The organism is Burkholderia sp. AU45274 (assembly GCF_030482505.1).
GTDB lineage: Bacteria > Pseudomonadota > Gammaproteobacteria > Burkholderiales > Burkholderiaceae > Burkholderia.
Map to the genome: position 1 here is coordinate 175,416 of NZ_JAUJQE010000001.1, position 13,472 is coordinate 188,887.

The 13,472-nt window shown below is 64.6% G+C and carries 12 protein-coding genes; 10 read left to right on the top strand and 2 right to left on the bottom strand.

Annotated features, from left to right (window positions below):
- Positions 1 to 445 precede the first annotated feature (445 nt).
- The 6 genes from QZM35_RS00835 to QZM35_RS00860 all read left to right on the top strand — a co-directional run bounded on the left by QZM35_RS00835 (position 446) and on the right by QZM35_RS00860 (position 5,889).
- Positions 446 to 742, top strand: coding sequence for a hypothetical protein (locus QZM35_RS00835; RefSeq protein ID WP_175238053.1), 297 nt, complete (start codon positions 446 to 448; stop codon positions 740 to 742).
- Positions 743 to 754: 12 nt separating this feature from the next.
- Positions 755 to 2,398, top strand: a complete 1,644-nt coding sequence (locus tag QZM35_RS00840; protein WP_301775207.1) for a DUF2334 domain-containing protein — start codon at positions 755 to 757, stop codon at positions 2,396 to 2,398.
- Between the two features lie 106 nt (positions 2,399 to 2,504).
- Complete coding sequence (locus QZM35_RS00845) at positions 2,505 to 3,473, top strand: hypothetical protein (protein ID WP_301775805.1); 969 nt, start codon at positions 2,505 to 2,507, stop codon at positions 3,471 to 3,473.
- Between the two features lie 320 nt (positions 3,474 to 3,793).
- A complete protein-coding gene (locus QZM35_RS00850; RefSeq protein ID WP_301775208.1) occupies positions 3,794 to 4,993 on the top strand; it encodes a PLP-dependent aminotransferase family protein in 1,200 nt (399 codons plus the stop codon).
- Positions 4,994 to 5,005: 12 nt separating this feature from the next.
- Positions 5,006 to 5,197: a hypothetical protein gene (locus tag QZM35_RS00855; RefSeq protein ID WP_301775209.1), complete on the top strand. Its 192-nt coding sequence runs from the start codon at positions 5,006 to 5,008 to the stop codon at positions 5,195 to 5,197.
- 95 nt (positions 5,198 to 5,292) lie between these two features.
- Positions 5,293 to 5,889, top strand: coding sequence for a pyridoxamine 5'-phosphate oxidase family protein (locus tag QZM35_RS00860; protein ID WP_089428325.1), 597 nt, complete (start codon positions 5,293 to 5,295; stop codon positions 5,887 to 5,889).
- Between the two features lie 16 nt (positions 5,890 to 5,905).
- On the opposite strand, the gene gcvA is transcribed toward QZM35_RS00860, so the two are convergent.
- A complete protein-coding gene (gene gcvA, locus QZM35_RS00865; RefSeq protein WP_089428324.1) occupies positions 5,906 to 6,799 on the bottom strand; it encodes a transcriptional regulator GcvA in 894 nt (297 codons plus the stop codon).
- Between the two features lie 134 nt (positions 6,800 to 6,933).
- Between gcvA and QZM35_RS00870 the strand changes: the two genes are divergently transcribed.
- On the top strand, positions 6,934 to 7,638 hold the full coding sequence (locus QZM35_RS00870; RefSeq protein WP_089429175.1) for an SDR family oxidoreductase: 705 nt from the start codon (positions 6,934 to 6,936) through the stop codon (positions 7,636 to 7,638).
- A gap of 204 nt (positions 7,639 to 7,842) precedes the next feature.
- Positions 7,843 to 9,120 (top strand): epoxide hydrolase family protein, encoded by a 1,278-nt coding sequence (locus tag QZM35_RS00875; RefSeq protein WP_301775210.1) that lies wholly within the window; start codon positions 7,843 to 7,845, stop codon positions 9,118 to 9,120.
- 190 nt (positions 9,121 to 9,310) lie between these two features.
- Here QZM35_RS00875 and QZM35_RS00880 read toward each other — a convergent pair whose 3' ends face one another.
- Positions 9,311 to 9,751 carry an RICIN domain-containing protein gene (locus tag QZM35_RS00880; protein WP_301775211.1) on the bottom strand — a complete coding sequence of 147 codons (441 nt, stop codon included), beginning with the start codon at positions 9,749 to 9,751 and terminating at the stop codon, positions 9,311 to 9,313.
- A 484-nt stretch (positions 9,752 to 10,235) separates the two neighbouring features.
- Here QZM35_RS00880 and fabI point away from each other — a divergent pair, with 484 nt between their 5' ends.
- A complete protein-coding gene (gene fabI, locus QZM35_RS00885; protein ID WP_301775212.1) occupies positions 10,236 to 11,045 on the top strand; it encodes an enoyl-ACP reductase FabI in 810 nt (269 codons plus the stop codon).
- 61 nt (positions 11,046 to 11,106) lie between these two features.
- On the top strand, positions 11,107 to 13,455 hold the full coding sequence (locus tag QZM35_RS00890) for a DUF3141 domain-containing protein (protein WP_301775213.1): 2,349 nt from the start codon (positions 11,107 to 11,109) through the stop codon (positions 13,453 to 13,455).
- Positions 13,456 to 13,472: the final 17 nt, after the last annotated feature.

A 13,472-nucleotide genomic window follows, 5' to 3' on the forward strand; every position in this document is an offset into this window, starting at 1 on the left:
TGACCGGCCGGACGAATGGGCGTTGAACCGGAAATCGAGCGCGCCAGGCGTCGTTGCGCGTGCGGGCGTGCCATTCACGGCGATCGTCGCATCGCGATCCGCGAAGCGTGGGGCACGACAGGTTTCGCCCGGGGCGCATGAACGGGTTTCGCGTGTTTGTCCGATTAAATTCGTGACACCGCCGCGTTGCACGCCTGAAACGTTTTATCGACGCATTTTCGAGCGGCCTCGATGCGCCAATTTCGTCGCCTTGGCGCTATGCCCATTTGCGACGGATGGTACGGTTCTAGCTTGAAAGTAAAACCATCTCCTACCGGATTTATTTGTCTGGTTTCAATTGCGCATCAAAATATTCACGACATGGCGCCCCGATTCCGGATGGTGATTCGACGTGCTCGTTTCGCTAACGAGATGAACTTATTTCGCATATCAAAGGATGAAAATCATGCCTTCGCATCGCAATCAATCTTTTCGAAACGGGTTGAGCGCCGCCGGATCAATCGTCGCATTGATCACGACGCTCGTCTTCGCCGTCGGCGTTCAGGATGTGGGTGCGCAGCAGACGAGTAATTCCTCTGCCCAGAAGATCAAGCCGCCTCCGCTGCCGAACGGCTCGGCGCACGTCAACGTGAAAGCCGGCATGTCCGACGAGGATTGGGAAAAGGCGTACAAGGAAACGGGCCGCCCGAAGTTCAGCAAGAAGTCCGTCAGTAAATCCAACGGCAATGTGGAACGTGAATAGGGAGAAACGGCCATGAAAAAGATCTTGCTCGTCATCGCCCTGCTTGCGGGACTCGCGCAAATGACATTGCCGGGCACCGCGCACGCGCAGGCCACCACTGCCCATACGCTCATCCTGTACGACAATCCGGCCAACGATCCGTTTTCGAAGCTGGGCCTGATGTACAGCATCATGCTGAGGAACCTGCTGGGTCACTTCAATACGACCGTCGATCTGGTTCCGATCCAGAACTACACGGCCGGCATGGTCGGGAATCACGACGCGACGTTCTATATCGGCAACTACTACAACAACCCGATTCCGACCGCGTTCATGAGCGACGTGATGACCACCAAGAAGACGGTGGTCTGGTTCAAGTACAACCTGTGGCAGCTGGCATGGAACACGGCCTACACGTTCAACCAGACCTACGGGTTCAGCTTCCTGGGCCTCGCCGGGATGAACGCGACGCCATCGTCGAGCAATCCGAATCCCGGGTTCTACGACACGGTCACGTACAAGAACCTGCCGATGGTCAAGTACTACGCCTATGACGCGTCGTCCGGCACGATCAATGCGGATCCGGACGTCGGACTGACCCAGGTCGTCGATGCCACCAAGGCGCAGGCGCTCGTCACCATCAAGAACAGCCAGAGCGGCGCAACCGCGCCGTACGTCATGCGCTCGGGCAACTTCTGGTACTTCGCGGACATGCCGTTCTCCTATATCGGCCCGACGGATCGCTACCTGGTGATCTGCGACATCCTGCACGACATCCTGCAGACCAATGCACCGGTGAATCATCGTGCGCTCGTCCGCCTGGAGGACCTCGACGCGTATACCACGACGAGTTCGATGCTGCTGCTGACGAACTACATGTACTCGAAGAAGATCCCGTTCACGATGGCCACCATCCCGTTGTATACGGACCCGAACGGCTACTACAACGGCGGCGTGCCGGAGACGATCCATCTGGCGCAGGCAACGGGCCTCAAGCGTGCTCTGAATTATGCGCTGTTGCGCGGCGGCTCGATCGTGATGCACGGCTATACGCACCAGTACGATTCGACACCGAACCTGCTGAATGCCGTCAGCGGTAGCGACTACGAGTTCTGGTACGCGGTGCAGAACCGGCCGGTTGATGAGGATTCCGTGCAATGGGCGGAAGGCAGAATGGCCGATGGCCTGCTCGAGTTCACGCTCAACGGCTACAAGATCGTCGGCTGGGCCGCACCGCAGTACCAGATGTCCCCGGCCGCGTCGTCGGCGACAGCCCTCACGTTCCCGACCACGTTCCAGCGGGCCGTGTATTACACTGCGACCAAACCGCAACTCGGCACGGGTGCCGCCAACCAGGACTTTTCGGCCGGGCAGTTTTTCCCGTACATCATCAACGCTGATTACTACGGGCAGCGGATCATTCCGGAGAACCTGGGCAGCGTGCAGTACAACATCTGCAACGTCGACCCGTTCTCGTGCATCACCTACACGTGGCAGCAAATCGTGACCAATGCGCAGTACGGCCTGGCGGTGCGGGACGGTTTCGCGTCCTTCTTCTTCCATCCGTACTGGCTCGAACCGGATCTCGGATTGCCGGCGTATCAGGACTTCCAGAGCATGATTACCGGCATTACGAATCTCGGCTACACGTGGGTGGACGGCACGACGGCCAAGTGACGCAGGCGTAGCGACAGCAACGTGCGACCCGCATTGGCAACGCGGGTCGCACGTTTGCATTTGATCGGCTACGATGACGCGCAGGCATGCTTCCGGAGAGCCAGCGATGACCATGTATGCGACGCCGGCCTGGCGCAGGATTCAACAACGCATGGGCCGGCTTCGACTCGCAGCGCAACCGGGCTCGCTCGCCGCCGCGCCGCGTTCGCCTCGCGCGGCGACGCTCGCGGCGATCGGCGCATCGCTCGTCGTGGCCGCCTGCAGCTGGACCGCGCACGACGTGCACGCCGACGGCATCGCCTGGCAGGTGGACAACACGACGACCAATCCGGCCGGCAACTGGCAGATCCTCGGCATCCACGATCTGCTGATTCAATGGACCGTCGTCGACGATACCGCGTTCATCGCCAACACCCGCATCCAGCCTGCCGCGCACCTTCCCGACTGGGAGCGTATCGGTCGTGAGCCCTGGGCGAGGAACGTGATCCTGGGCCTCGCCGGCTACCAGGACGAAAAACGGGCGCGCACCCATCTGTCGACGCTCGCCGATCAATCCCTCGAAGTAGCGCACGCAACGATCCCGCTGCATGTCACCGGTTATTACTTTCCGGTGGAGATCGATCCGACCTGGCAGGACGCGCCCAAGCTCGCCGCGATCCTGCAACGGCTGCCGCGTCCGCTTTGGGTGAGCGTGTACGACCAGACCAACATCGGCGGAAAGACGCTCGCGGACTGGCTCGCGGCGTGGCTGCCCGCGGACGTCGGCGTGTTCTTCCAGGACGGCTGCGGCGTCTATGCCCGCGAGCCGTATGTCGCGCGCAGCTACCTCGACGAACTCGTTTCAAAACTGGGCAAGCAACGCGTGCGGGTGATCGCCGAGGCATTCCGGCCCGCCGAGCGGGGCGGGTTTCGCGCCGCCAGCGCCGACGAGCTGAGCAAGCAACTGGTGGCCTATCGCGGCTACTCGGTCTATCTGTTCGACGGTCCGCACTACGTGTCGGACGACCTCACGCGCGCGCTGTCGACGTGGAAGCCCAAGCCGCCGCCGCCCGCGCCTGCGGGGCCGGCGCACTGATTCGGCCGGGTCCCGGCCACAAGCTGGGCGGGCAGGGTGAGCGCGCGGCGAAACGAAACAATCGGGCGGATTGGCTTTCCGCCGGCAACACGTGCGTAAAGCCCTGGGTCGAAACGCTGGCGGACCGCGCGTTTTGCTGCGCCCGCCCGCGCCCCATGTGATGACCAAACCGCAAGACCTAGTGCATAGATATCGTTTGCCGCGGCCTTAATGACTATCGACAATCGTGGCTCGATTTCACCGCCGTGGCGCCAGAAGCGCCGCGGTGGCCGGTATCGGGCGGCTATCCCGGCCGTCCGCGCCATCCAGCTCACGACGACATGTACGCGTTCACTCCCTCATTCCAGAATCCCGCCGGCTCGCCGATCCGCGAACTGTTCAAGTACCTGTCCGAACCGGGCATGATTTCCTTCGCGGGCGGTTATCCGGCCAGCGACCTGTTCGACGTCGACGGCCTGAACGCAGCCGCCGAGCGCGCGTACGCGCAGCCCGTGCGCTGCCTGCAATACGGTCCGACCGACGGCCTCGCTGAACTGAAGCAGCAATTGATCGCGCTGATGGGGCGTCGCGGCGTGGCGTGCATACCGGCCGAACTGCTCGTCACGACCGGTTCGCAGCAGGGTCTCGACCTGCTGCTGCGCGTGATGGTGTCGCCCGGCGACGTCGTGCTGACCGAGCAACCGGCTTACCCGGCGACGCTGCAGGCGATGCGTCTGCAGCAGGCGCGCATCGTGACGATTCCGGTCGACGGCGCGGGCCTCGACGTCGATCGTCTCGGCGAACAGCTCGCGTCCGGCGCGATCGCGCAGCCGAAGCTGCTGTACACGGTCCCGACCTTCGCGAACCCGACGGGCGCGACGCTCACGCGCGAGCGCCGGCTGAAGCTGCTGCGTCTCGCGGTGCAATACCGTTTCCTGATCGTCGAGGACGATCCATACGGCGACCTGCGTTTCGCGGGCGAAGCCGTGCCGTCGATGCTGGCGCTTGCCGATGAAGTGGACGGCGCGCGCGACTGGATCGTGCATTTCGCGAGCCTGTCGAAGATCGTCGCGCCCGGGCTGCGCGTGGGCTGGACGATCGCGCCGGCCGAGATCGCGCGGCGCTGCGTGATCGCGAAGCAGACAGTTGATCTGTGCAGCACGCCGTGGACCCAGGCGGCCGCCGCCGAGTATCTGGCCGACGGTGCGCTCGAACGCCATCTACCGCGCATCACGGCCGCGTACCAGCGCAAATGCGACGCGATGTGCGACGCGTTGCGCGACGGCCTCGGCGATGCGATCGAATTCCATCGTCCCGAAGGCGGGATGTTCGTGTGGGCGCGGATCGGCGCGGTGTCGTCGGACGTGCTGCTGCAACAGGCGATCGCGAACAAGGTCGTGTTCGTGCCGGGCAAGGCGTTCTTCGCGGACAACGTCGACGCGGCCTCGCTGCGCCTGTCGTTTGCCGCGCCGGACGTCGACGCGATCCGGGAAGGCGTGGCGCGCCTCGTGCGCGCGTATGGTGCGGCGCTGGCCGCGTGAGGAGACACCAACATGACGATCACCGTCAACGACACCGTATCGATGGGCGCAGCGCCGGGCGCGAGCGATAGCCGGCCGGTTGCGCACCGGTCGTCGCAGATCAGCGCCGGGCCGCAATATGTGGCCGACGTGCTCGGCCGCTTCGGCGCGGAGCCGGCGGCCGACCTCGGCGACGCGGCATCGGTCGTACTCGGCTACAACTGAGCCGCCCGGCGACGGCCGGCGCGCCGCGCGCGTGCCGTCGCCGCAGCAAACGGTTAAGCTGGCGCGATCGCAACCTGCACGATCGCCGCTTCGTCATGCCTGACTCCCCTTCCGAATCACTTGCGCAAACCTACGAGCGCCTGTGGTCCTGCCTCGAATCCGGCGTGAGCGCGCAACGCTCGCCGTTCACGATGCTGCAGGCCGCGACGCTCGGCGTCGACGGCGCGCCGAAGGTTCGCACGATCGTGTTGCGTCAGGTGAACCGCGCCGATCGCGTGCTGTCGTTTCATACCGATGCGCGTTCGGAGAAGGTCGCGGAGCTGCGCCGCGATCCGCGCATCGCGCTCGTCGCCAACGATCTCGATGCGCTCGTGCAGATTCGCGTGGAAGGTGCGGCATCGATCTGCGACGACGAAGCGCAACGGCGCGCGGTCTGGCAAGCGAGCCGTCCGCATACGCTGCTGCTGTATCGCGCACCGTTGCCGCCGGGTACGCCGGTCGCGTCGCCGGAAGCCGCGCAGGTCCCGGCGAGCCAGGGGGCAGCATCAACCGATGACGGCTACGGCAACTTCTGCCTGCTTCACGTGACCGTGACGCGTATCGACTGGCTCGAACTCGCGCGCACCGGCCATCGCCGCGCGGTGTTCGATCTGCACGAACGCGGCTACGAAGGCCGCTGGGTCGCGCCCTGACGCGGCCGACGCCCGCTCAAGGGCGCCTGTCCGACACCACTTGCGCGGCCATCCACTCGCGCATCACGACGATCGCATCGTCGTCGCGGCGCTCGGCCGGATACACGAGATAGAACCCCACCGACAGCGGAAACGCGAAATCGAACGGCTTGCACAGCCTGCCCGCGGCGATGTCGCGCTCGACCAGCGGATCGGTCGCAAGCGCGATGCCCTGGCCGGCGACGGCCGCATCGATCGCGAGCGACGTCTGGTTGAAGCGCAACCCCTTGTGCGGATCGATGTCGACGGGTTCCGGCATCGCGGCGAGGAACTCGGGCCACAGGTCGTGCGCGTCGTGCAGCAGCACGTGGCCCGCGAGCGCGCGCGGCGACGCGGGCGCGGCCAGCAGCGCGGGGCTGCACACGGCGCACACGTCGAGCGGAAACAGCGCATGCGTGGCGAGATGCTTGCCGAACGGCGGCTTGCCGTAGCGGATCGCGAGATCGACGCCGTCATGCCGGAACGTTGCGATCTGCGGGTCGGCGATCACGCGCACGTCGTAGTCGGGATGCGCATCGGTGAACTGCGCGAGCCGCGGGATCAGCCATTTCGACGCGAACGACGGCGTCGTGCTGATCGTCAGCGCGGCACGGCGCTTGACGAGCTTGTCGGTCGCGTCGGCGATCGCATGCAGCGCGCGCTGCACGTCGGAGAAATACGCGGCGCCGTCATGCGTCAGCGCGAGGCCGCGCGGCAGGCGTTCGAACAGCTTCAGGCCGAGCACGTCCTCGAGATGGCGCACCTGCTGCGCGACGGCGCCCTGCGTGACGCCGATCTCGTCGGCGGCGGCGCGGAAATTGAGGTGCCGCGCGGACACTTCGAATGCACGAAGCGCATTCAGCGGCGGCAGGCGGGAGGGGCGAGGCGGCATCGTCAGGCTATAGAAAAACTATCGGCTGGAGGCAGAAATACTGGTTCGACAGTCGTGATGGATGCGCCTACATTACCACCATGGCGGGCCGAACGGCGGCTGCGCGGCGGCAGGATTCGAACGAGGAGCACATCGTGACTGTAGAAAAAGTAGCGTTGATCACGGCGGCGGGCAAGGGCATGGGCGCGGCGATCGCGCGTGAGCTGGCGGCGACGGGCTATCGCGTCGCGCTGATGTCGCCGTCGGGCAGCGCGGTGGCGCTCGGGGACGAACTGGGCGGGTTCGGCATCCAGGGCTCGGTGACGGAAGAAGCCGACATCAACCGGCTCGTGCAGGAAACGGTGGCGCGCTACGGTCGCATCGATGCGGTCGTGAACAACACCGGACACCCGCCGAAGGGCGATCTGCTGGCGATCACCGACGACAACTGGCACGCGGGGCTCGACCTGATCCTGCTGAACGTGGTGCGCGTGATGCGCCGCGTGACGCCGATCTTCCAGCAGCAGGGCGGCGGCGCGGTGGTCAACATCTCGAGTTTCGCGGCGGATGCGCCCGAGCAGCCGATGCCCGTTTCGTCGGCGCTGCGCGCGGCGCTGAGCGCGTGGACGCGGCTTTACGCGGAACGCTACGCGGCCGAGAACATCCGGATGAACGCGGTGCTGCCGGGCTTCATCGACAGCTGGCCGGAAACGCCGGAGATCGTCGCGCGCATTCCGGCCGGCCGCTTCGGCAAGACCGGCGAGATCGCGAAGACGGTCGCGTTCCTGCTGTCGGACGGGGCGGGCTACATCACCGGCCAGAACATTCGCGTCGACGGCGCGATCGTCAAGGCGCTCTGAGCGGCGCGCGGGCGGGCGGCTGCAAAGGCCGGGCCGCTCGCCGCGCAGCCGCTACAAACGCGTACAAATCAGACAAATACCGGATACATCAGACCTTTCAAATGGGCGACGCCGCGTGACGCGGGCGCGCCGGATTGAAAGCGTGGGCGCGTTTCCCGCGCGCGGCATGTTCACTTTCCACTTCACGAAAGGAGATGCCGAACGATGTCTTCCACACCGTTTTCCCCGATGCGTCGCCACCTGCTGGCCACCTCCGTGGCCGCCGGGGTCTCGGCGATGCTGCCCACCGCGCTGCATGCGGCGACCGGCGCGACCGGCATACGCCCGTTCACCGCGCACATTCCCGATGACGCCGTGGCCGACCTGCGCCGCCGCATTGCCGCGACGCGCTGGCCGGGTCGCGAGACCGTCGCCGACGAATCGCAAGGCGTGCGGCTCGCGCGCATGCAGGCGCTGCTGCGTTACTGGGGCACCGACTACGACTGGCGCAAGGGCGAGGCGCGCCTGAACGGCTTCCCGATGTTCATCACGGAAATCGACGGGCTCGACATTCATTTCATTCACGTGCGCTCGCGGCACGAGAACGCGATGCCGATGATCATGACGCACGGCTGGCCGGGCTCGATCTTCGAGTTGCTGAAGGCGATCGGCCCGCTGACCGATCCGACCGCGCACGGCGCGAGCGCGGACGATGCGTTTCACGTCGTCGTGCCGTCGTTGCCGGGTTTCGGCTTCTCGGGCCGTCCGACACGGACCGGCTGGGGTTCCGACCACATCGCGCGCGCATGGGGCGAGCTGATGGCGCGGCTCGGCTATACGCGCTTCGTGTCGCAGGGCGGCGATTGCGGCTCGGTGATCTCGCACCGGATGGCGATGCAGCGCGTGCAGGGCCTCGCCGGGATCCACGTGAACATGCCGGCGACGGTGCCGCCGGATATCGCGACGCGGCTCGCGACCGATGCGCCCGCGCCGGCTTCGCTGTCGCAGAAGGAGAAGGCCGCGTACGAGAAGCTCGCGACGTTTTATCGCGACAACTGCGGCTACTCGGCGATGATGGTCACGCGCCCGCAGACGGTCGGCTATGCGCTCGCCGATTCGCCTTCGGGGCAGGCTGCGTGGATGTACGACAAGATTTCGCAATGGACGTACAGCGGCGGCGTACCCGAACGCTCGATTCCGCGCGACGAGATTCTCGACGACATTTCGTTGTACTGGCTGACGAACACCGCGACGTCCGCCGCGCAGATCTACTGGGAGGATCACTCGAACAACTTCAACGCGGTGGACATCTCGCTGCCGGCCGCGATCACGGTGTTTCCGGGCGAAATCTACCAGGCGCCGCGCAGCTGGGCCGAGCGCAGTTATCACAACCTGATCTACTTCAACGAAGTCGACAAGGGCGGGCATTTCGCGGCATGGGAGGAGCCGGCGCTGTTTGCGCGTGAAGTGCGTGCCGGGTTCCGGCCGTTGCGGCGCGTGTAAGCGGGGAAGGAATGGCGAACGCGGGCCGGCGCGGTCATGCGGCCTGCGTTCGTTTCTGCTTTGCGGTTCAGCACGCCCACGCGGATGGCAACCTCGGCTACCTGCGATTCGGTGTGTCATGCGAACCGGCAGTGACGAACGATGGTGCGCCGAACAACTCAATCGGCACACCACCGAAGCCCGGATCAGGTCACTTCTTGAACGAATCCTGCGGGACGGGAACCGGGCTCCAGATCTCCGCATCCGATGCGTTGGCCGTGTACGTCCAGATGTACGTGCCCTTCGCGACGTTTCTCCATTGGAGATCGAAGACAAGTTGCGAATTGCTCACGTTTTCGATGTAGCCCGATTGCGCGTCGTCCGATTGCGGGTCGAATTGCCATTGCTGAGAGGCCGACGCGTTGTTTTTCTTGTAAGTGTTCAGGTAAAGGTATTGCTCGGCGGATACCGTTCCGCAGTCGATGGCGAGCGTGGGGTCGCTGTGCAGCGTGATTCCGCCATCCGGTTGGAAGTCCCACTCGGTATACAGGTTGTCCGTACTGGTGGGAAGGAGCACCAACCTGTTGCCTTGGACGCGATCGGTGACGCCGATGAGCCAGCTGTTGTCGGCCGAGTAATAAATTTTTGCCATTTTTTCCTCTGAGCGGTAATTGGATGAGTCGATAAATGAACGCTTCTTTCCCGACAGCAGCCTCGCGTGTAAATCATTCTTGCCCTTGATGCATCTGCATATAGTCGACGAAAAATCGTCGGCGCTTGATTGGCAAGGTTTAATGATGGGCGTCTGCCTGGGCCAAACATTAGGCCCGCCACATCGCTGGATCAATTACATGCGATTACACGAAGGGTCGCTACCGTGTCGGGAACGGGTCGACCTGCAACGCTGGCCTGATGAATTGCCCACGATTGAATGACATATCGATGAAATCGATCCTTCCGGATCGAAACATTCCATCGTAATTATCTGATTTGAAAGCGATTTTGATAAAAATCAAACATATATCGCGTGAATGATCTGGTAGTTTTAAACCCTCAATACAATGATTCGCGGCATTAAGGCAATTCGGCCCTTTCGCAGTTTCGCCCGATGAAAAAATACGTTTCGAGGTTTCGCGATGACGAATAACGACGTGCGCGAGTCGCGCGCGCCTGGCAATGGCGTGCGGCCGCTTGAAGGCAAAAGAGGCATCGTCGTCGGCCTGGCGAACGAGCAGAGCATCGCCTGGGGATGTGCGCGCGCCTTTCACGCAGCGGGGGCCGAACTGGCCGTGACCTGGCAATCCGATCGAGCGTTGCCGTACGTCGAGCCGCTGCTGGAGCAGCTGAAGCCGGCGATCGCGATGCCGCTCGACGTCAGCCGAACCGACCAGATGCGCGACGTGTTCGACACGATCGGCGAGCAGTGGGGCCGCCTCGATTTTCTGCTGCATGCCGTCGCCTATGCACCGAGGGCCGACCTGCACGGGCGGGTCGTCGACAGTTCGCCGGAAGGGTTCGCGCTCGCGATGGATACTTCCTGCCACTCGTTCATCAGGATGGCGAAACTTGCCGAGCCGTTGATGGATTCCGGTGGCAGCCTGATGGCAATGACCTATATCGGCGCCGACCAGGTCATCGCCGAGTACGGCGTGATGGGGCCGGTCAAGGCGGCGCTGGAGGCCACCGTTCGCTATCTGGCCGTCGAGCTGGGGCCGGCCGGCATCCGCGTGCATGCGGTGTCGCCCGGTGCATTGCCCACGCGCGCGGCCTCCGGGCTGCCGAACTTCGATCACCTGCTCGACGACACCGCACGGCGTGCGCCATTGCGCCGGCCGTTCGACATCGACGACGTCGGCGCGCTATGCACCTTTCTTGCCAGCGATGCCGCACGCGCGATGACCGGCGGCATTCACTACGTCGACGCGGGAATGCACGTGCTCGGCTGACGCGAGACGGCCGCTCCCGGAATGCGTCGGGATTCACCTTGCCCCTCTGGAGAACAGTGTTATGGATGCTGCCACGCAACTGGCGCGCAGTCACGAGATCGCCGCGGAGATTGTCCACGTCCTGCAAAAGCGCACGCAGCACGCGCTGGAACAGTACGGAAAGCGGTTGAGCGAAGCATTCGACGGCAGCGACAGCTCCGGCCACGACCCGGGCGCCGCCTCCTTCGCCGCACCGCTCTCGCCGTTGAGCGCATGGCATTACGCGGTCGACACCGTCCAGCGCTCGCTGCTGTTCTGGGACACGTTGCGCGAGCGCGGCACGCAATACGTCGAGCGCGCGGGCCAGGGGCTCAAGCCGGTGCTGCATTTCGACTACGACGTCGTGCTCGACGGCCGGCAGTTCGAGCGCCCCGTCAATTACGCACTCGTTCACATCCAGCCGCCGGACGGCGTGATCGTCGACGCCGCCAAGCGGCCCTACCTGATCATCGATCCGCGCGCGGGGCACGGCCCCGGCATCGGCGGCTTCAAGGACGATTCGCAGGTCGGCGTGGCGTTGCGCGCGGGGCATCCGGTGTACTTCGTCGTGTTCTTCCAGGAACCCGAGCCCGGTCAGACGCTGCTCGACGTGTGTGCGGCGGAACAGGCGTTCGTCCGCAAAGTGCGGGCGCTGCATCCGGACAGCCTCAAGCCGGCCATCGTCGGCAACTGCCAGGGCGGCTGGGCCGCGATGATGCTCGCGAGCTCGTCGGCGGACGACACGGGCCCGATCGTCATCAATGGTGCGCCGATGTCGTACTGGAGCGGCGCGTGGAGCGACGGGCCCGGCGACAATCCGATGCGCTATGCCGGCGGCCTGCTCGGCGGCACCTGGCTCGCGTCGTTCTCGTCGGACCTCGGCAACGGCAAGTTCGACGGCGCGTATCTCGTGCAGAACTTCGAGAACCTGAACCCGGCGAACACGTTGTGGGACAAGTATTACCACGTGTACGACCATATCGACACCGAGCCGCCGCGCTTCCTCGAGTTCGAGCGCTGGTGGGGCGGCTACTACCTGATGAACCGCGAGGAGATCGAATGGATCACGCGCAACCTGTTCATCGGCAACAAGCTCTGGTCCGGCGAGGTGCGGGACGGGACGGGCAAGGCGTTCGACCTGCGCGAGATCCGCTCGCCGATCATCCTGTTCGCGTCGATGGGCGACAACATCACGCCGCCGCAGCAGGCGTTCAACTGGGTCGCGGACATCTACGGCAGCACCGAGGAGATCAAGTCGCGCGGGCAGGTGATCATCGGGTTGATGGAAGAGGATGTCGGGCATCTGGGCATCTTCGTGTCGGGCAAGGTCGCGAAGAAGGAGCACGCACAGATCGTCAGCGTGCTGGATGCCGTCGAAACGCTGCCGCCCGGCCTCTATGCGATGTCGATCGAGGAAGTGAAAGGCGCCGACGGGAAAGTCGCTTACGAGGTCACGTTCGCCGAGCACCGTCTCGAAGAGATCGCGCAACACTTCAACCGCTTCGGGCGCAAGGACGAACAGGCGTTCGAGGCGGTCGCCGAGTTGTCCGAATTCACGCAGCGCGCCTATGAACTGTTCATGCAGCCGTTCGTGCAGCAAGCCTCGAACGAAACCACGGCGCGCGCGTTGCGGGAATTTCATCCGCTGCGCTTTCAGCGCTGGGCGTTTTCCGATCTCAACCCGTGGCTTGGCTGGCTGAAGCCGGCTGCCGACACGGTCAACGCGCATCGCCAGCAGGCCGACGATATCGAACTGTGGCGCAAGCTCGAACGCCGTGGCTCGGACGTCGTCAGCGCGTCGCTCGATTTTTTCCGCGCGATGCGCGATGCGAGCACCGAGTCGCTGTTCTTCACGCTGTACACGCAGCCCTTCATGCTTCATTTCGCGGAGCAGAATCGCGATCGTCATGCCGCGTCGCCGGCGGCGACGGACCCTCGCGACCTGCCGTTCGTGAAGGACGCGCTTGCGTCGATCGATCGGGGCGGCTACACCGAGGCGGTTGCGCGCGCAGCCTTTCTGCTTGAACGCAGCGGCGAGCCGTTTCCGCTGGCGCAGCTGGCGACCGAGCGTGAGCTCGCCGAAACCTACGCCGAGTATCTGCCGAACCTGCCGCCCGACCAGTGGCGGCGCATCTACGGCGAGCAGGAAATCATCGCGACCTACGCGCCGCAGCAGGCCGTCGCGACGCTGCCGGCGCTGCTGGTCCGGCCTGAGGATCGGCAGCGGCTGCTGACGTTGCTGGACAAGCTGCTGGGCGATCCGCGCGTGCAGAGCGCGTCGGTGAGCGAGCAACAGTGGGCGGCCCTGCAACGCATCCGCGCGGTGCTGGGCGCGCCGCCCGCGAAGCGGCCGGCCAAGGAGCCGGTAGCGGCCCTCGAGCGTGTGCAGTGACGGACAGCCAGGAACCA